We start from the raw sequence: 18,033 nt of genomic DNA on the forward strand, positions 1-18,033 counted from the left end.
GTCAGTCCTCTCGCTGGCGCAGCAGGGTGACTTGCAGGATCGCTGCGACGATGATCAGGAGGGTCAGGATCAGAGAGAGGGCCGAGCCGTAACCGAACCGGCCGTTGACGAAGGTCTCCTTGTAGACCAGGGTCGCCAATGTCTGGGTGGAGTTGAATGGTCCGCCACCGGTCAGCGCCAGCACCTGGTCGAAGATCCGAAGCCCCTGGATCAGAGTGAGCGCAGAAGCGATGACGATCGTCGGGCGGAGGAGCGGCAACACGATCCGACGGAATCGTGACCAGGCGGACGCGCCGTCGACGGCTGCGGCTTCTTCGAGCTCGGGGGGGACGGTCGCCAGCCCGGCGAGGTAGATCACCATCGTCAGACCGATGTTCTGCCACACCACGACGACGGCGATGGTCCAGAGAGCGGTATGAGGGTCCCCGAGCCAGGCCACAGCCCACGAGTCACGGCCCATCGCGCGGAGCACCTCGTTCAGGGGTCCGTTCGGCTGAAAGATGAACTTCCATACGTATGCGACGCCTAGGGGGCTGAGCACGACGGGCAAGAAGATCAGCACCCGAAGGAAATAGCGGCTCTTCAGCGTCCGGTTGAGTACCACCGCCAGTCCGAGGCCGAACACGTTCGTGAAGACGACGAAGCAGACGGCCAGCAGAAGAGTGTTCCAGAGGGCTTGGATAATCTCCGGCGAACGGAAGGCTGTCGCGAAGTTGTCGAAGCCGACGAAGTTGAAGGTGCCGAGGCCGCTCCAGTCGGTGAAGGCGAAAACGGATCCGGCACCGACGCCGAGATACTGGATCCCGATCGTGAGGATGACGGCGGGCACGGCCCACCACCAGGTGGCCGGGCGGCGGGCGGCGCCTGATCGGGGAGCCCGTCGACTGTCACTCACCGCCCGGCCGAGTTCGCGAGACCCGGCCGGGCGCACCGCGTGACGTTCGACACGTTTCGTCGAGGTCGTCATGATGACGGCTGGAGGTTGCAGGGGCTGAACATGTCCAGAATCATCCCCAGGCCGAGTCCATGGACGCGAGGACCTGATCGACGGTCGTCTGGCCGGTCAGGAGGCCCTGAACACCGGTGCCGAGCGCATCGTAAACGGAGGCGTCGGGCCACACCAGGTTGGGCAGTGGGGCGTTGCGCTTGGGATCGGTCAGATACGGTTCCAGACTCGCGTACTGGTCGGGCACGTGCGACCCGTTCAGCACTGTGGTGAGGGAGAGGTTCCCGTTCGCCTTCGCGAAGGCGTCCAGGTTCTCCGGCCGGGTCCAGAATTTCAGCAGCGTCTTCGCCGCGTCGATGTGCTTGCTGCCCGCATTGATGGCCAGCGCGTTGGTCGGCGATGCGAACAGGAAGGTGTCAGTGGCTTTCGCACCGGGAAGTGCGGCGACGGAGATCGTGGCCTTCGGTGCGAGTTGGGCTAGCTGGGCGGCGATTCCTGCAGGGGCGAAGATCGAGAGGATCTTGCCGGAGGCGAAGACCGGGGTGACCGTCTCCGGTGCACCGCCCTCCGATCCCGGCTGGAAGCATCCTGAGTCCTTCATTTTCAGGAAGGACTCCAGTGTCGCCTTCCAGCCCGCCGAGTCCGCGAAGGTTACCTTGCCGGCGGCTCGTTGTGCATTCCAGTCCGGCTGCTTTGCATAGACGCGGGATGCGGCGAGTTCGAGGGCTGCCAGGCCTGTGTTGCTGGACTGTGAGCCGGCGAGTCCGAACAGCGATGTTCCTCCGGCGGCGGTGACAGCGCTGCACTGCTTCAACAGTTCGGCGAAGGTCGACGCGGGTGCGATGCCGGTGGAGGTGAACGCTGTTGAGTTGACTACCTCGGAGATCGGCGCGATGTCAACCGGGACAGAGCTGAGCGCATTGCCCGTGTAATAGAGGTCGTGTGCGCTCTTCGGGACGGTCTTGGTGGCCCAGTCGTCCTTGGAGAGGTCGACCAGTTGTCCCGCCTTGGCGAAGACGCCGAGCGAGTTTCCCGACCCCGTGCCCGGCGAACCCCATACGACGTCGGGCGCGCTTCCGGCCTGAAACTGCGTGCGGATGGTCTGGAAGTAGCTGTCGGTCGGGATCTCCTGGAGGCGGACCGTGATCCCTTGATGGTTGCTCTCGTTGAACTTCTTGATGATCTCCTCGTAGGCGCTGGTCTTCCCGAATCGCGTCTCGGTCGCGAGAGTGAGGGTGACGGGGCCGCTGGAGCTTCCGTTTCCGGTTCCGGATGGGCTGCACCCTGCAAGAGCCAGGGCGGCAACGAGTGGGACGGCGAATGGGAGCAGCCGTCGGCGGATGGGTGTCCTCGTTTTCATGATGTTGGTTCCCTTCTGACGTCATCGTCTTATCGGTGGAGTGGTGCCGGTCGGCGGGAGCCGCTGGAGCTGGGCGACGTGCCGTGGGCCCAGTTCGGCGAGATCTTGGACACCGAGCAGTTTCATGGTGCGGACGATCTCATCGCGCAGTATCTCGATCGCGCGGTCGACCCCCCGACGCCCGCCGGCCATGAGCCCGTACAGGTACGCACGGCCGATCAGCGTGAAGCGGGCACCGAGTGCGACCGCTGCGACGATGTCGCCGCCGGACATGATTCCGGTGTCGATCCCGATCTCGACGTCCTGACCGACTTCGCGCACCGCGGCCGGGAGGAGGTGCAGCGGGACGGGCGCCCGGTCCAGTTGGCGCCCGCCATGGTTCGAAAGGACTATTCCGTCGACCCCGTGGTCGGCCAGCTTCCGCGCATCGGAGAGGCTCTGCACGCCTTTGACGACCAGCTTGCCGGGCCAGAGCCTCCGGACGGCATCGAGGTCGGTGTACGAGATCGAGGGGTCCATGGCGGCGTCGACGAGTTCGCCGATGCCTGCGCCGAGACCGGTGAGGGAGGAGAACTCGAGGGGTGCCGTGGTCAGGAGGTCGAACCACCACCAGGGTCGGGTGATGGTGTTGGCGATGGTGCGCATCGTCAATTGGGGAGGGATGGAGAATCCGTTGCGCCGGTCCCTCAGGCGCGATCCGGAGATCGGCGTGTCGACCGTGAAGTGCAGGGTGTCGTACCCGGCCGCGGCTGCGCGGCGGACCAGTTCGTATGTGACCTCGCGGTCTTTCATCACATAGAGCTGGAACCAGTTGCGGCCGCCGGGGTTGGCCGCTCTGACCTCTTCGATGGATGCGGTGCCGAGAGTGGACAGCGTGAACGGGATGCCCGCCGCTCCGGCAGCGCCGGCCCCGGCGAGTTCGCCCTCGGTGTGCATCAGCCGGGTGAATCCGGTGGGTGCGATGGCGAACGGCAGTTCGGATCGCGCGCCGAGGATCCGGGAGGAGGTCGTGACCTGGTTCGGCAGTCCGCGGAGGATGTCGGGCGAGAACACGATGTCGTCGAAGGCGCGACGGGCTCGCGCGATCGAGATCTCGCGCTCGGCAGCGCCGTCCGTGTAGTCGAATGCCGCCCGAGGGGTCCTCCGCTGGGCGACGGCGCGCAGATCTGCGATGGTCAAAGCCGACCGGAGGCGCCGGGTGGTGCCGTCGAGCACGGGCCGGCGGACACTGAGCACCTGACTGAGTTGCGATGCTGTCGGCAGCTGTCGCTTCATGTGTCGTCGCCTCCGTTCGCTGCGATCGCTCCGGCCGTCTCGGTCATCGCGCGGCGATAAGGGAGAGGAAGAGGGTGGAGCCGTGATCGGCCCCCGTGTGGATGGTGTGCCGTCCCTCATTGCGGGTGGGCAATTCGGCGGGGGGAAGCCCCGTGACAGTGGAAGACGGGAGCAGCGGACCTCCGGGGCGGCTCGCGATCTCAAGCACCAGCCGTTGTCCGGGCCGCAGGTGGAGCGCGGTCGGCCAGAGGCCGATGTCGACGGTGACCGGTTCGCCCGGCGTGACCGGCTCGTCCCGGTCGTGTGCAAGGTACGGGGCCAGGAGTGTGGACCGCTGAGCGTCGAGGGAGCGACGTGATGCCCGGATCCGGCCGTTCGGCCCGACATACACGTCGGAGGCGGTGAGCCGGCCGTCACGCCCGAGCGTGTCGATCGCCTCCTGCCGCGCCGGATAGGGGACGTGGTAGCGCAGCGTTCCATCCGGGTCTACCACGTAGACGGTGGCGAACAGGTCCAGGTCGTCGCCACGGCTGGTCTCCACCCGGAGGCGCGCATTGAGCGGTCCGAGAAGCAGGCTCTCGTCCTCCACGGGGAACTCGAACCGGGCGACGGCGTTCGGACCGGCAGTGTCATAGCCCGAGGCGCCAGCCTGAAGGGGCGGGCTGTCGAGCAGGGAGCCGGTGTTCGCATCCAGGTGGAGAGCGGTCACGGATAGATCGGCCGGCGGGTACTTCTCCGCCGGAATGTCGACCCGATCGGTCGCTTCGAGCTCCAGGATCGAATATCTCACCGGTGGTGTGGTCTCCCAGCCGTTCGGCTCGTCTTTGAGGTAGTGGTCGAAGAACCGCCGGAGATCGGCCAGGTGCTCACGGTCGGCGATGTCCACCCATTCGTGAGTGTTGTGGATGCGCAGCCATTTGTGTTCGGAGCCCAGCCGCTCGTATGCATCGAGTGTCGCGCGGGTGTGGAGGGAATTGGTCCAACTCGCAACCACGTACGCCGGCACATCGATCGATCGCAGATCGGCGCGCTTGTCGGCCCAGTACTCGCCCTCGTGTGGATCGTTCAGCAGGGAGCGGGTGACGTCTTCGAAGCGGCCGTTGCCGTACAGGTGGCCGACGATGTCCTCGTCGTGGAATGCCAGATCGGGGATGCCGCCGCGCATCAGGATGTCGCGGAAGACATCGGTGGTGCCTTCCCACGGCGCGATCGCCGCGAGGTGAGGCGGGCGTTCCGCAGCGCCGGCCCACTGGACCATCGCGAGGTAGGAGTTGCCTGCCATGGCGACCCGACCTGCGCACCAGGATTGGGCGGCGATCCACTCGACCGTGTCCGCGACATCGTGCGCCGTGGTGGAGCCGAGGAACCGGAAATCTCCGCCGGAGTGCCCGGTTCCGCGAGCGTCCACGACGACGACGGCATAGTCGTGCGGACACCATTCCGCCGGGTCGAGGGCCTCGAAGGGCTGAAGTCCGGAAAGGTCCCCCGGGGGCACGCCGAAGCGCGTGGCGTTGACGTTCGCGTTCCAATAGCCGCCGCGCTTGCTGTAGACGGTGTACGCGAGGATCGCGGGGACGGGGCCGGAGCCGTGTCGTCTGTATACGTCGGCAGAGAGCGTCGTCCCGTCGCGAAGCGTGATGGCGACGTCATCCATGACCTCGATGTCCACCGGGAGCGGTCGCCCTCCCTCCGCGTGCACCGAGCCGGCGGGGAGCAGACGTATTCCGGGAGAGAACTCGGGGATGGGCGGCGTGGACAGCGAGAGCGGGTTGCCCGGCCGGTACAGGATGTTCATCAGCTGGTTCGCTTTCGGGTGTGGATGACAGGGGAGGTCGGGGTGCGCGTTTACTCGCCGAGGGTGCCGGCGCGTCGTCGGGTGAGATTGCCTGCGGCGTGCTCGGATGCCACGTGTTCGCAGGCCCGTGCCGTGAGCGCCATGATGGTGAGCGTCGGTCCGACGATCCCGTTGGTGACATAGCAGCTGGCGTCGGTGACGAAGAGGTTGGGGACATCCCAGGCCTGGTTGAACGGATTGAGCACCGACGTCGCCGGGTCGTCGCCCATGCGGGCGCCGCCGCATTCGTGGATTGCGGCGCCGATCGCGAGGCTCTTGGTGAAGGACGCCCGGAAGATGGCGCGGCTCACCGGGTCCGCGTCGGGGAAGACCCGCCTGGAGTCCAAGCCGAGCGTAGAGCCGGCGAAGTTGACCCGGACGTCGGCATTCTCGGCCATTTCGCGCATCCCTCTGACTTGTTCTCGCAGCAATGCCCGCTCATTGTCGGTGAGCGCGATGTGAATCCGCGGGATGGGAACGCCCCAGGCGTCTGTGCGGCGGGGATGGACCGTGATGCGGTTCTCGCGATGCGGGAGCATCTCGCCGAAGCCCATCATTCCGACGGCGCCGGGGTGTCGGGGTGGCACGGGTATCCGGCCCATCACGCCTTGCACCGCATACCCGCCCACGAACTCGGAGCCTGTGCCGAAGGCGTCGATCATGGGAACGTAGAGGCCACCGGCCGGCGAGAAGTATTCGTCACGCGGCGCCGATGTGTCGTCCTCCCAGCCCGGGAAGTCGGGCATGTCGCCGAACAGCAGCGCCGGTGTCTGGTCCATGAAGTAGCGGCCAACAAGCCCGGACGAATTGGCCAGGCCGTCCGGGTGGCGGGCGCTGCCGGAGTTGGCGAGCAGCCGCACGGATTCGATCGTGGACGCGCACAGCATCACCACGTCGGCGAGTACCTGATGCTCTCGTTTCGTCAACCGATCGATGAAGACGGCACCGTCGGCCAGTCCGGTGCGGTCGTCGATCGTGATCCGGCGGACCACGGCATCGGTCCGGGTGGCCAGCCTGCCGGTTTTCCGCGCAGCTAGCACGCCGAGAGGGACGCGTTGCGGATTCGGTGCGGCATATCGCCAGGCGATGCCCTGTCGCTCCGGCCACCGTTCGTGCGTCCTCTCGGCGAAATGACGTTCTGCCTTCGTGAGGGATGCGGCACCGACATAGGTGCCGTCGGGAAGGATCGGTAGACCGTCACGATTGCCGTACAGCCCGAGGAACTCCTCGACCCGGTCGTACCAAGGCTCGACGTCGGAATAGCGGACCGGCCAGCGCTGGGAGCCGCGTTCGCGCCCCGCTCCTCCGTCGAAGTCGTAGTCGGAGCTTCTGAGGAGAACCCGCCCGTACGAGTGCAACCGGCCTCCGAGCTGGCGCCCGCGAACCCACAGGAAGTCCTGTCCTTTCACCGAGTACGGGTTCTTCAGGTCGTCCACCAGGAACGGGGTGGTTTTCTCACTGAAGAACGCGCGCCGTACCTGGATGGGCTGACGGCGGAGAACGGCCGCCTTGGCACGGGGATAGAGACCGATGCCCATCGGTCGTATCGGCTCGGGCGGCGGCGGCGTGAAGTCCGCGTCCGTGATGTCTGGCCCGGCTTCGAGCAGGAGCACCTCAAGACCGCGTTCGGTGAGCTCCTTCACGGCGATGCTCCCTGTCGCACCGGAGCCGACGACGATCGCGTCGTAGCGGCGTGAGAGGTCGGCGCTCATGCTGCCGCCTCGGCGTCGATCTCCCGGCGGAGGAATCCTTGTACGGTTCGCAGTTGATCGAGGGCGCTCAGCTCGGTGTCCCAGTGGTGCCCCTCGTACTCGCAGGAGAGGAAGCCGTCGTAGTCTCCGTCGAGCAGGACGGAGACGATCTCCGGGAAACGGACGGCAGAGTCGGTGCCGGACTCGTCGATGCCGTAGAACTTGCCGTGCACGTGGACGATGTGAGGCAGGAGCGGCACGAGGTCCGAAGGATCGCCGTGACCGAAGTAGACCTCGCTCTCGACAGCCATGAGGTCGCCGAGCGCACCACCGCCGAGCGTGGCCACCTCATGACGCACCTGTTCCACCGGCGTCCGTTCCCTCCAGGCAGCGAGAACATGGTCGATCACCTCGCGCGGTACTCCCTGCTCGGTGAACCGTTGCACGTAGATCGCCGCCGGCGAGTGGCAGAATGCGCCGCTGTCGGGCGTGAAGCCCAGATACGGGGAGTCGATCTTCTGGACCATCTCGATCGCGGGCGCGAGCGCGTCCACCGTCATCGGCGCATGGATCTCCATCCCCATCCGTACGTCGTACTTCTCCGCGTATGGCAGGAGGTCGTTGATCACGGATTCGGCGACCTGGGTCCGGATGACCGGGAAACCTAACCGGGCGGCGGCGCGGATCTGCAGACGCAGGTAGTCGATCTGCTCGTCGCGGTTCGCGAGCCTGCCCCGGAAGCGCTGCCGGTCCGCATAGGCGCCGTACGCGCTCGGCTGAAGACCGTACTGGTCGACGAGCTTGCGGAAGGTGTACTCGAATTCCGGCGTGAGCTCGGGGAAGCGCCGGATCATCTGCGGCGCGACGATCTCGACTCCTTGCCCCTCACCCAGGGATCCGGCGGCGGCGAAGCAGTCCTGCAGTGAATACCGGTACGTGTAGTAGTCGACGTTGAAGCTGTACAGGGTGACACCGAGTTTGAGGCTCATCAGCTGTCCCTCCCGAGGAACTCGACGGCTCGCTCGTGCGTGGCGGTCTGGGTGAAATCGATGGGCCAGTACTCCGGCTCCGCATAGGGAATGCGTAGGGTCAGCGTGATCGCGACGTGATGCCCGCCCGGGCGCAGCCCGTTCGGCGCGGTGAAGCGGACGGTCGCCTGGTCGAGCACGAACCATTCGACAGCGGCGAGTTCTCCCACCTCGGCGATCGCGTGCTCCGTGTCCCCGACGCTGATGGTCATACCCTCGGTCGTCACAGGCGCGTCGTCGATGGTGATGGCGACTCCCTCTACGCAGGAGAGCGGAAGTGAGCGGTACCACGGAAGCCGGAGCGCCACGGTCGCGGTTCCCTCGCGGAGATGGCCGCCCAGATCCCCTCGAGCGGGAAGCATCAGTTCGTCGAACACGCCCGGCCCTCCGTTCGATCCACCGGGTTCGTCAACTGTTCGCTCACCGGACACTCCTCTTCGAATGCGATATCCCGGCGGCACCTGCACCGGTTGCTTGGTAGCGACTAAATCGCCTCCGGAAGACATGTTCAATGCCGTTTCTGCGCTTTTCTAGTGCACAATTCGGGCTAAAGTCGCTCTTGTCCGGCGGTGACTAATGGTCAAGAAGGAAGTAGATAGGTGCAATCGCTCAGAATTGCTGCTCCCACACTCTCGGCGCGGATAGCCGGTGACGTGCTCTCGAGTACGCTCGCGCGACTCCTCGCCAGTGGGGCTGCCTCGTCGAAGCCCGAACTGGTGCGCGCCAGCGGCCTGGCTCGTTCCACGGTCGATGCCGGCGTGCAGGAGCTGCTCGAGCGTGGAGTCGTGCGGACGACGGGCTACCAGCAACCGGGTGGCCGCGGACGGGCTGCCGCCATCCTCGAGCTCGACCCGAACTATGGATACGTCCTCGTCGCCGACTGCGGGCGCCACTCGGCGTACTTGAAGATCTTCGACGTACACCAGCGGCCCGTCGCGGAGACACGCATCCGGATCGAGTTCTCCCACGGACCGGAGGTCGTTCTGGAAGCGATCGTGGCGTGGTTTCGAAGCGCGCTCTCCGACCTTCCTCATCCTGCCGTGGTCGCGGTGGTCGGAGTGCCGGCGCCGGTGGACCACCGCGATGGATCGGTCGTGCGGCCTCCGTTCATGCCCGGCTGGGACCGGTTCCCGGTCACGCACTACATCCGCGATGGACTCGGCTGCGAAGTGATCCTCGAGAACGACGTGAATCTTCGAGCCCTCGGCGAGGCGCGCGCCATGCCGGAGTTCTCCGGCCCGCTGTTGTACGTCAAGGCGGGTACCGGGATCGGAGTGGGGATCGTCACGAGCGACGGCGTCCTGATGCGAGGCGCCGACGGCTCGTCCGGCGAGATCGCCCACCTCAAGGTCACCGGGCATGACGAGATCTGTGTCTGCGGCAGTCGCGGTTGCCTCGAGACGGTCGCTTCCGTAGGAGCGCTCACCCGCCTGATGGTGGGAGCCGCACCTGCGACACCGACGACTCAGGAGGAGCGGGACCTGTTCTTCAGCCGTCTCCGCGACGGCGACCCCGCCGTCAGGGCCAGCGTTCGTCGAGCAGGCCAGTACCTGGGAGAGGCCATCGCCAACCTCGTCCACATGATCAATCCCCACCGAATCGTGCTCGGCGGCTCGCTGGTGGACGCGGACGACGAATTGCTGGCTACCGCGCGAAGCATCGTGTATCAGCAGGCACTCCCGATCTCCACGAGGGAACTGACTCTCGTGCGGCCCGCACTCGGGGTCGACTCAGGCGTCGGAGGGGGACTGGTGCTCGGTATGGAGCGTGCGCTTGCACCCGACCGGCTGGGCTGAGGCGGCACCGTGCACTACTTCCCTGTTCTGTCCCTGTTCGACATCACCCAAACCGACCCCATCGAGGGTGCCATCGTGCCTGTAAATCCCCACCAGCCGCTCACCCGGCGATCACGATCACGGAGTGCTCGACCCGCCAACCGCCCATCTCGAGGGGAACGGATGGACCGTCACACAAGAGCCCCTCACGCATGCCAACGGTTACACCGACCCCGACCGGCACACCGTCGTCCTCCGCCGGAACCTCGCACCCGAACAGGCAGCGAAGACCCTCATCCACGTACTCGCTGCGTGTTGCTTTATACGCAAAGGATCTCCTCGCCCTGACGACTGGAAATGCGGCCCCGCCCACCGCCCCGCGAATGGCCACCTTCGTAACCAGCGCCGGCATAAAGATCCGCCGACCTACAGAGGAGATGACCGGTGAAAATCGAGTCATTCAGTCCTGCAATGCAGAACACACCTCGCTGAACAGTCGCGCATGGATCTCGTTGCCCGCCGCCGAGACCGGATCCGGCGCCGACGAGAACTTCACGATGACCGTCCCGGTCTGCGGATCCAGCCAGACGTACTGCCCGTGGATGCCGACCGCATAGACGTTCCCGCGGTCGTTGCCGGTCGACCACCATTGATTGCGGTACGAGACCCGTGCGTATTCGCGCTGGATCAGGAGGTTGCGCGCGACCTCGCGGTCTCCCCCCGCCATGGTCTGCCGCACCCACTCCTCGGACACGATGCGCCTGCCGTCGATCGTGCCGCCGCCGAGCATCAACCAGCCCACACGGGCGAGGTCGCCAGCCGTGCACGAGATGCCGCCGTTGGCGGAAGCGAATCCCGACGGGTCCACGGTGATCGTGGCGTCCTGCGCGCAACGCAGGCGTTCCCAGACGCGCGCCGCGAGAACGGCTGGGTAGCGCTCACCGGTCACCGCCTCCACCAACCACGCCAGGGCGTCGGTGTCGGCGGAGCAGTACTGGAAGCGCCGGCCGTGCGTGCCGTTGGCCTTCAACCCTCGCAGGAACTCGTAGGTGTCCGACGGATCGGCGTCGCGGCGTGGACGCCAACCGGCGATGCGGTCCTGAGCCTGCATATGCGACTCGGGGTTGCGGTAGTCCTCTTCGTACTCGACGGCGACGGTCATGTCGAGCACTTGCTGCACGGTGGCGTCACCGTACGCGGAGCCGTCGAGTTCGGGAATGTACGACGCCATGGTTCGTCCGACGTCGATCAGGTCGTCGTCGACGAGCGTTCCGACGAGGATCCCGCAAATCGACTTCGACACGCTTTGCAGCAGGTGACGATCGTCGGGCGCGAAGCCGGGACGGTAGTATTCGGCGATCGTTCTGCCGTCCCGCTGCACCAGGAAGGCGTCGGTCCAGGAATCCGCGAGCAGGGCCCGCAGATCGGCCACGTCATCCAGAGCGGTGAGCCTGTCCACCCCGGAGTCTGTACGGGGGCGGTGGCCGATGGTGGCGGTGGGAACCAGCTCGCTCACGTGTGCGAAAGCCCACTGGCTGTGCGGCGCATCCTGCCAGCTGTCGAGGTCGAGGTCCTCCACGACCCCGGGGTAGCGAGGCGGGCGGGTCGTGCTCTGTTCAATGGTGAGGCGGGTCATCGCAGCACTCTCATCTCGTTTCGGACAGTGGGGGCCGTGGTGCCCGGATCTGGGGGGACGCCCTCCCGCTGCTGTTCTGCGATCCCGGGAGCTGCGGGCATGGCGGCCAGCAGGCGGCGGGTGTAGTCGTGGGTCGGTGAGGTCAGCACGTCCGCCGCACGGCCCGTCTCCACGAGGCAACCCCGGCGCATCACGCCGACGTCGTCGCTCATGTATTGCACGACGTCGAGGTCGTGGGAGATGAGCAGGTAGCTCAGGTCGCGCTCGCGTTTGAGCCGCTGCAGGAGGTTCAGCACCTGCGCCTGCACCGACACGTCCAGCGCGCTTGTCGGCTCGTCGAGCACCACCAATCGCGGGCCTGTCGCGATCGCCCGCGCGACACCGACGCGCTGGCACTGGCCCCCGGAGAGCTGATGCGGTAGCCGATCGCCGTGCACCGCTGCAAGTCCCACCTCGTCGAGGAGCTCGTCGACCTTCTGCCGGATCTCCGCACGGCTGAGCTGGGTGTGGGTGCGCAGCGGCTCGGCCACGATGTCGCGGATGCGCATGCGCGGATCGAGCGCCATGATGGGGTTCTGGAAGACCATCCCCGTCTGTGCCCGGAGTCGTCGCAACGCGCCCCGGTGGAGCTTCACGGGATCTTCCCCCGAGATCAGGGACCGACCGGACGTCGGCGCGATAAGGTTTAGGGCGCAGCGGGCGATGGTGCTCTTGCCCGACCCTGACTCGCCGACGAGGCCGAATGTGGTCCCGCTGCGAATGCGGAAGCTCACATCGTCAACGGCGCGGGTTTCTGACTTGCGTGTGCGGTAGACCTTGACGATGTGCTCGACGACGAGCGCGTCGACGTCCGGGGTTTTCGTGGTGGTGCTCACAGCTCTCCAACTCTCAGGCATGCCGCCTCGTGCATCGAGGCGACGGGCTCCAGGGCCGGATCCGTCGCTCGGCAGCGGTCTTGCACGGCCGGACAGCGATCGGCGAAGGCGCAGCCCGTGATGCCGAGCAGGTTCGCCGGCACGGATCCGGCGATCGCATCGAGCATCTGGCCTGGTTGACGGCGCGACGGCAGCGCCCCGATCAGACCGCGGGTGTAGGGGTGCGCCGGGTTGCGCAGCACCTCTGCCGCAGGTCCCTGTTCGATCACGCGGCCTGCGTACAAGACGGCGACGGAATCGCAGATCTCCTGCACCACGCCCAGATTATGGGTGATCAGCAGCACGCCGAACCCGAAGCGTTCGCGCAGTGAGAGCACGAGTTGCAGGATCTGTCGTGCGATGGTCACATCCAGTGCCGTCGTCGGCTCGTCGAGGATGAGCAGGCGCGGTTCGCAGAGAAGCGCCATCGCGATCATGACACGCTGCAGCATTCCACCGGAGAGCTCGTGCGGGTGGCTGTCATACACCCGGCCGGGGTCCGGCAGTCCGACCAGGCCGAGGTAGTCGAGGATCCGCTGCTTGGCCTGGGCCCGGCTCATCCGACGGTGGCGGCGGAGCACACCACGCAACTGGTCCCCGAGGGTGAAGACGGGGTTGAAGGCCGTGCCGGGGTTCTGGAACACGATCGAGACGACATCGCCGCGTGCCGCGGACGGGGCGGAGAAGTCCTGCTCGGTGCCGTCGAGCACGATCCGCCCGGACGGGCGCGCGCCGTCAGGCAGCATGCCGAGCACGGCCAGACCGGTCAGGCTCTTGCCGCAGCCGGTCTCGCCGACAACACCCAGGATCTCCCCCGGAGCGATCGAGAAGGTGACACCGCGGACCGGGCGGTTCGTGAGACGGCCTCGCTCTGCGAACGCGATCTCCAGGTCTTCCACGAGAAGCAGGTCGGTCATCGCTTCACTGATCGTTTCACTCATCGCTTCACCTGCCGAGGGTCGAACAGGTCGCGCAGCGCGTCGCCGATCAGGTTGAAACCCAGGACCGTGGCGAAGATCGCGAGGCCGGGGAACGTCGAGATCCACCAGTACGTGAAGATCTGCCCGCGACCTTCAGCCACCATTAGCCCCCAGTCCGGAGATGGCGGCTGCGCGCCGAGGCCGAGAAAGGCCAGCGACCCGGCGGCGAGCACAACGGCGCCGATGTCGACGGTCGCCTGAACCAGTACCGGTGTCATGCAGTTGCGCAAGATGTGGACGCTGACGATGCGCCAGGCCGGGACACCGATCGCCCGTGCGGCCTCCACGAACGGGCGATCGCGCAGGGAGCGCGCCTCCGCCCGTACGAGCCGGGCATACCAGGGCCACCACGCGATGGCGAGCGCGAGGCCGGCGTTGAACAGGCTGGGGCCGAGGATGGCGACGGTCACCATCGCCAGCAGCAGCGGCGGGAACGCCTGGAACACCTCAGTGACGCGCATCAGGACGTCGTCGAGCCAGCCTCCGCGGTAGCCGGCGATGGCGCCGAGAGGGATGCCGATCACGGCTGCGATGAACACGACCACGAGCGAGATGACGAGCGCGGGCCGCGCGCCCATGATGATGCGGCTGAGCACGTCGCGGCCGAGCTGATCCGTGCCGAGGACATGAGCGACGCTGGGGGCGAGGTTGCGGGTGGCAGCACTGGTCTCGCCGAGGCCCTGGGCGGGGAAGGGCGCTATCCACTGACCGAACACGGCCAAGGCGATCACGAGAAGGACGATGGCGAGGCCGACCGCAGCGAGCCAGTCGGTGCGGAGCACCCGGATCAAGCGGCGAAGCCCGGTATCGCGTGCGGAGAAGGCGGCTGGGCGGAGTGCGGCCGTGGCCGTGGTCATGGTCGGGGTCGGGGTCGCGGTCATGACGCCCTCACTCTCGGGTCGAGTCGTGCCTGCACGAGATCCACGGCGAGGTTGGCAACGAGGTACCCGAACGCGCCGAGCAGGGTGATCGCCATGATCGACGGATAGTCGACCGACAGCATCGCGGTGCTGGCGAACTGTCCGATACCGGGCCAGTTGAAGACCACCTCGACGAAGAAGGTGCCGGTCAGCGCGTAGGCCGCAGCGAGCCCGATGATCGTCATCGACGGCGGCAATGCGTTCTTCAGGGCGAGCCGCCAGCGCACCATGAACGAGCGCACCCCGTACGCGTTGGCAGTGAAGACGTAGTCCTGGCCGAGCACCTCGAGCATCGATGCCCGGGTCATCCGCGCGATGAGGCCGAGCGGGTAGGCGGCGAGCGTGAGCGCCGGCAGGATGAGGTGCGTCATGCCGTCGCCCCAAGCCACGAAGTTGCCCGTGATGAGGCTGTCGAAGATCGGAAAGCCGGTGACGTTCGCGATCGGGTGGAGGTATTGCGTTTGGGTCGAGAACGCACCGGTCGCCGGGAGGAGGTGCAGCTGGCCCACGAAGAGGACCTGGAGCAGCAGTCCGAGCCAGAAGGCCGGCATCGAGACGCCTCCGATCGAGAGGATGCGGATGGCGCCGTCAGCCGCACCCCCGGGGCGCTTGGAGGCGAGCACACCGAGCACGATGCCGAAGACCGTTGCGAAGAGCATGGCCGCGAACAGCAGCTCGAGGGTGGCCGGCAGCCGCGTGGCGAGCTCCTCGAGCACGGGGCGCTTGGTCGAGAGCGAGTCGCCCCAGTTCCCAGTGACGAGACCCCACAGGTAGTCCAGGTACTGGATGGGCAGGGGGCGGTCGAAGCCGAGTCGGGTGCGGATGCGGGCGAGCTCCTCCGGCGGAGCCTTGGGGCCGGCGTAGACGACAGCCGGGTCGGAAGGGATGACGCGGGAGAGGATGAAGACCACCAGCGTGATCACGAGGAGCACGAGCAGCGCAGATCCGACTCGGCGGATGATGAGACGTGTCATGGGAGCACCTCCTTCCAGGGGTGTGCGACGGTGGGGGCGGGACATACCCGCCCCCACCGGTCCGTTCTGGTCAGGCGGCCGGAGCGATCGGAGCGAAGAAGGTCGTGAAGGGATAGTTCTCGTTGAACTTCTGGACCTTCAGGTCTTTCGGGACGATCGTGACCGATTGGGCGTCGAACAGGAACAGTCCGGGCGCCTGCTTCACGAGCAGGTCCATCGCTTTCTGGTAGGTGGCCTGGGCCGCGGCCCGGTCGCTTCCGGTGAGGGTGCCGGCCTTGTCGACCAGCGCGTCGTACTCGGCGTTCTTCCAGTAGCTGAGGTTGAAGAACGGCTTGTCCGAGGAGTGGAACAGCGAGTTCAGGTTGTCGGACCCGGCATCGCTGTATGTCGGCCAGTAGTAGACGACGAAGATGTCCTGCGCGTTCGCCGGATCGGCCTTGGCCTTCTCCCATTGCTGGTTGAACAGCTCGGCCGTGACGTTCAGGGTGACGCCGATCTTGGCGAAGGCGTCCTTGATCAGCGGCACGAAGCGGGCCTCGGCAGGGTTCTCCGACGCGTACGTCAGGTTCAGAGTCAAGCCGCTGGCGTGCCCGGACTCGGCGAGCAGCGCCTTCGCCTTTTCCAGGTCCTGTTTGTACTGCGGGACCTGGTCGCTGTAAGGGAAGATGCCCTTCGGCACAGGCCCGTGCGACTGGGTGCCGTAGCCCTGCACGCCGACGTCGATGAGGTCCTTGTACGGCACCGCGTAACTGAGCGCCTGTCGTACCTTCGGATCGTTGAGCGGAGCGCGGGTCGTGTTGAAATAGGCGAGGTAGTCGAACGGCGAGTTCGCCGCCCGCACCTCTCCACCCACCTGCTTGGCAACGGAGTCGACGTTGTCCAGCGGAAGCGTGGTGGCGAAGTCGACCTCCTTCGCCGTGAGCATCTGCTGTGCAGTGACAGCGTCGGGTGTGATCGAGATGTCGACGATCTTGTAGTGCGGGGCTTTGCTCTTGTTCCAGTACTTGTTGTACGCCTGGAGCACGACCTTCTTCCCTGGTTCGTAATCCTTGAGCGTGAACGGACCCGTACCGGCCTCGATGCCCTTTTCGAAGTACTTGTCATCGGAGGCGGACGCCGCGAGCGCTTTGGGCGCCACGATCCACGCGCCGTAGGTGGAGGCGGCCACAAGGTCCATGGGTGCCGAGTACTTCAGCTTCATCACCACCGTTGAGGCGTCTGTGGCCGTAACCGTGTCCAGCGGAGCCCAGATGAACGCGGCGCCGGCGCGTTTGCGTGCGGCCTCGATACTGCCGACGACCGCGTCCGCGTCGACCTTCTCGCCATCGTGGAACGTGACGCCCTTGCGGATGTGGAAGGTCCAGGTGAGGCCGTCGGCGCTGGTCTCCCACTTCTCCGCGATCGCGGGAGTGAATGCTTCGGCTGAGCCCTCCGGGTTCTTCCAGAGCAGCGGCTCGTAGAGGTTGCCCAGATAAAGGGCTTCCGTCGAGAACGATGCGACCGGATCCCAGGTCGTGACGGCAGCCGAGGCGGCGACGGTGAGCACGCCGCCGTCCGCGCCGGTGCCGCTGGATGCGGGAGAGCAGCCGGACAAGGCTGCGAGGCTGACGGCAGCCGCGATGCCCAAGGCAGCGAGCCGACCGCGTTTGATTCGGGTGACGTCCATGTCCACCTCACTGTGAAGATGTTCCGCCGGGGTGCGGAGTACGGACAGTGTATGGACATGCGAGCGAGACTCGCCAATACTTGACTATCACCAAAACGATGCTCCGGAGGTATCACTTGGATCTGCGCCTGTTGCGTTATTTCGTCGCCGTGTGCGAGCACGGCACCGTGCATGCGGCAGCCGACGAGCTGCGAGTTGCACAACCCTCACTGAGCCGACAGATCCGCGGGCTCGAGCGGGATCTCGGATTCACACTGTTCGAGCGGGTGCCTCGGGGGGTTCTCCTCACGGCGGCCGGACAGGCGTTCCTTCCGATCGCGCGCGATCTTCTGACGCACGCAGCCCGCGCATCCTCCACGGCCAAGGCCATCGCCGCCGGAAGCGGCGCAGGCCTCACGGTCGCCTCGGCTACGACCACGGTGACAGACATTATCGCGCCATTCATCGTCTCCCAAGGCGCGCGAGGCGCCATCCAGAATGTCGTGGAGTCACTACCTCAAGACGTGTACGGCGTACTCGCCGGAGGAGACGCCGATTTCGCGGTCGGCACTCGAGTGCCTCCGGCAGAGTTCCGCTCAGAGGTCGTCGGGTACGCCTACCTCTGGGCACAGATGCACCCTGAGCATCCGCTCGCGGACATGCCGAACGTGCCGCTCGAACTGCTCGTCCAGGAGCCGCTCATCGTGATGAGCCGCGCGCACGGTGTGCGTCAGATGTTCGACAACGCGGTCACGAGCGCCGGCCTGTCGTACACGCCGACCATTGAGACGACCTCGCTCTCCCTCGCCCTCGCCCTGGCAGCGGCCGGCCGCGGTGTCTGCATTCTCTCGGACGATTCCCGCTACGGGTTGCACACGGCCCCGATCCGCACTGCCGACGGCGATCTCGCCATCACTCTCTACGGCGTCTGGGATGACAAGCACTACGCCGGCGCCCGCATCCAGCGCTGCCTCTCCGACCTCGGCGCCTTCGTCGCTGAGCTCTATCCGCAGAGCCGGCACTGAGTCTGATGCCGCGGAAGCATCGAGGAGAGA

The 18,033-nt window shown here is 66.3% G+C and carries 15 protein-coding genes; 2 read left to right on the forward strand and 13 right to left on the reverse strand.

Annotated features, from left to right (window positions below; all coding sequences use genetic code 11):
- Position 1: 1 nt before the first annotated feature.
- From AB4079_RS01255 to AB4079_RS01285, 7 genes are read right to left on the reverse strand one after another with little or no spacing between them, the layout of a single operon-like run.
- The gene (locus AB4079_RS01255; protein ID WP_441785460.1) at positions 2–967 is read right to left on the reverse strand and encodes a carbohydrate ABC transporter permease; all 966 of its coding nucleotides are present in this window, start codon (positions 965–967) and stop codon (positions 2–4) included.
- 40 nt (positions 968–1,007) lie between these two features.
- Positions 1,008–2,306 carry an ABC transporter substrate-binding protein gene (locus tag AB4079_RS01260; RefSeq protein WP_441785461.1) on the reverse strand — a complete coding sequence of 433 codons (1,299 nt, stop codon included), beginning with the start codon at positions 2,304–2,306 and terminating at the stop codon, positions 1,008–1,010.
- Between the two features lie 21 nt (positions 2,307–2,327).
- Positions 2,328–3,581 carry an alpha-hydroxy acid oxidase gene (locus AB4079_RS01265; RefSeq protein WP_441785462.1) on the reverse strand — a complete coding sequence of 418 codons (1,254 nt, stop codon included), beginning with the start codon at positions 3,579–3,581 and terminating at the stop codon, positions 2,328–2,330.
- A gap of 43 nt (positions 3,582–3,624) precedes the next feature.
- Complete coding sequence (locus AB4079_RS01270; protein WP_441785463.1) at positions 3,625–5,376, reverse strand: CocE/NonD family hydrolase; 1,752 nt, start codon at positions 5,374–5,376, stop codon at positions 3,625–3,627.
- Between the two features lie 50 nt (positions 5,377–5,426).
- Entirely contained in the window at positions 5,427–7,127 is a 1,701-nt protein-coding gene (locus tag AB4079_RS01275) for a GMC oxidoreductase (RefSeq protein ID WP_441785464.1), read from the reverse strand.
- The gene (locus tag AB4079_RS01280) at positions 7,124–8,095 is read right to left on the reverse strand and encodes a sugar phosphate isomerase/epimerase family protein (protein ID WP_441785465.1); all 972 of its coding nucleotides are present in this window, start codon (positions 8,093–8,095) and stop codon (positions 7,124–7,126) included. Before AB4079_RS01280 ends, AB4079_RS01275 begins: the two co-directional genes overlap by 4 nt.
- Complete coding sequence (locus tag AB4079_RS01285; RefSeq protein ID WP_441785466.1) at positions 8,095–8,511, reverse strand: C-glycoside deglycosidase beta subunit domain-containing protein; 417 nt, start codon at positions 8,509–8,511, stop codon at positions 8,095–8,097. The genes AB4079_RS01280 and AB4079_RS01285 overlap by 1 nt, the downstream gene beginning before the upstream one ends.
- 276 nt (positions 8,512–8,787) lie before the next feature.
- Here AB4079_RS01285 and AB4079_RS01290 point away from each other — a divergent pair, with 276 nt between their 5' ends.
- Positions 8,788–9,930 (forward strand): ROK family protein, encoded by a 1,143-nt coding sequence (locus tag AB4079_RS01290; protein WP_441785467.1) that lies wholly within the window; start codon positions 8,788–8,790, stop codon positions 9,928–9,930.
- Between the two features lie 439 nt (positions 9,931–10,369).
- Here AB4079_RS01290 and AB4079_RS01295 read toward each other — a convergent pair whose 3' ends face one another.
- From AB4079_RS01295 to AB4079_RS01320, 6 genes are all read right to left on the reverse strand, one after another.
- On the reverse strand, positions 10,370–11,545 hold the full coding sequence (locus AB4079_RS01295) for a serine hydrolase domain-containing protein (RefSeq protein WP_441785468.1): 1,176 nt from the start codon (positions 11,543–11,545) through the stop codon (positions 10,370–10,372).
- A complete protein-coding gene (locus AB4079_RS01300) occupies positions 11,542–12,420 on the reverse strand; it encodes an ABC transporter ATP-binding protein (protein WP_441785469.1) in 879 nt (292 codons plus the stop codon). The genes AB4079_RS01295 and AB4079_RS01300 overlap by 4 nt, the downstream gene beginning before the upstream one ends.
- Positions 12,417–13,400 carry an ABC transporter ATP-binding protein gene (locus tag AB4079_RS01305; RefSeq protein WP_441785470.1) on the reverse strand — a complete coding sequence of 328 codons (984 nt, stop codon included), beginning with the start codon at positions 13,398–13,400 and terminating at the stop codon, positions 12,417–12,419. The genes AB4079_RS01300 and AB4079_RS01305 overlap by 4 nt, the downstream gene beginning before the upstream one ends.
- Positions 13,397–14,320 carry an ABC transporter permease gene (locus AB4079_RS01310; protein WP_441785471.1) on the reverse strand — a complete coding sequence of 308 codons (924 nt, stop codon included), beginning with the start codon at positions 14,318–14,320 and terminating at the stop codon, positions 13,397–13,399. Before AB4079_RS01310 ends, AB4079_RS01305 begins: the two co-directional genes overlap by 4 nt.
- Positions 14,317–15,333, reverse strand: a complete 1,017-nt coding sequence (locus AB4079_RS01315; RefSeq protein ID WP_441785472.1) for an ABC transporter permease — start codon at positions 15,331–15,333, stop codon at positions 14,317–14,319. Before AB4079_RS01315 ends, AB4079_RS01310 begins: the two co-directional genes overlap by 4 nt.
- Positions 15,334–15,403: 70 nt before the next feature.
- Positions 15,404–16,999: an ABC transporter substrate-binding protein gene (locus tag AB4079_RS01320; protein WP_441785473.1), complete on the reverse strand. Its 1,596-nt coding sequence runs from the start codon at positions 16,997–16,999 to the stop codon at positions 15,404–15,406.
- 116 nt (positions 17,000–17,115) lie between these two features.
- Here AB4079_RS01320 and AB4079_RS01325 point away from each other — a divergent pair, with 116 nt between their 5' ends.
- On the forward strand, positions 17,116–18,003 hold the full coding sequence (locus AB4079_RS01325) for a LysR family transcriptional regulator (protein WP_441785474.1): 888 nt from the start codon (positions 17,116–17,118) through the stop codon (positions 18,001–18,003).
- Positions 18,004–18,033: the final 30 nt, after the last annotated feature.

The sequence above is a fragment of the Leifsonia sp. 2MCAF36 genome (assembly GCF_052115525.1).
Taxonomy (GTDB): domain Bacteria; phylum Actinomycetota; class Actinomycetes; order Actinomycetales; family Microbacteriaceae; genus Leifsonia.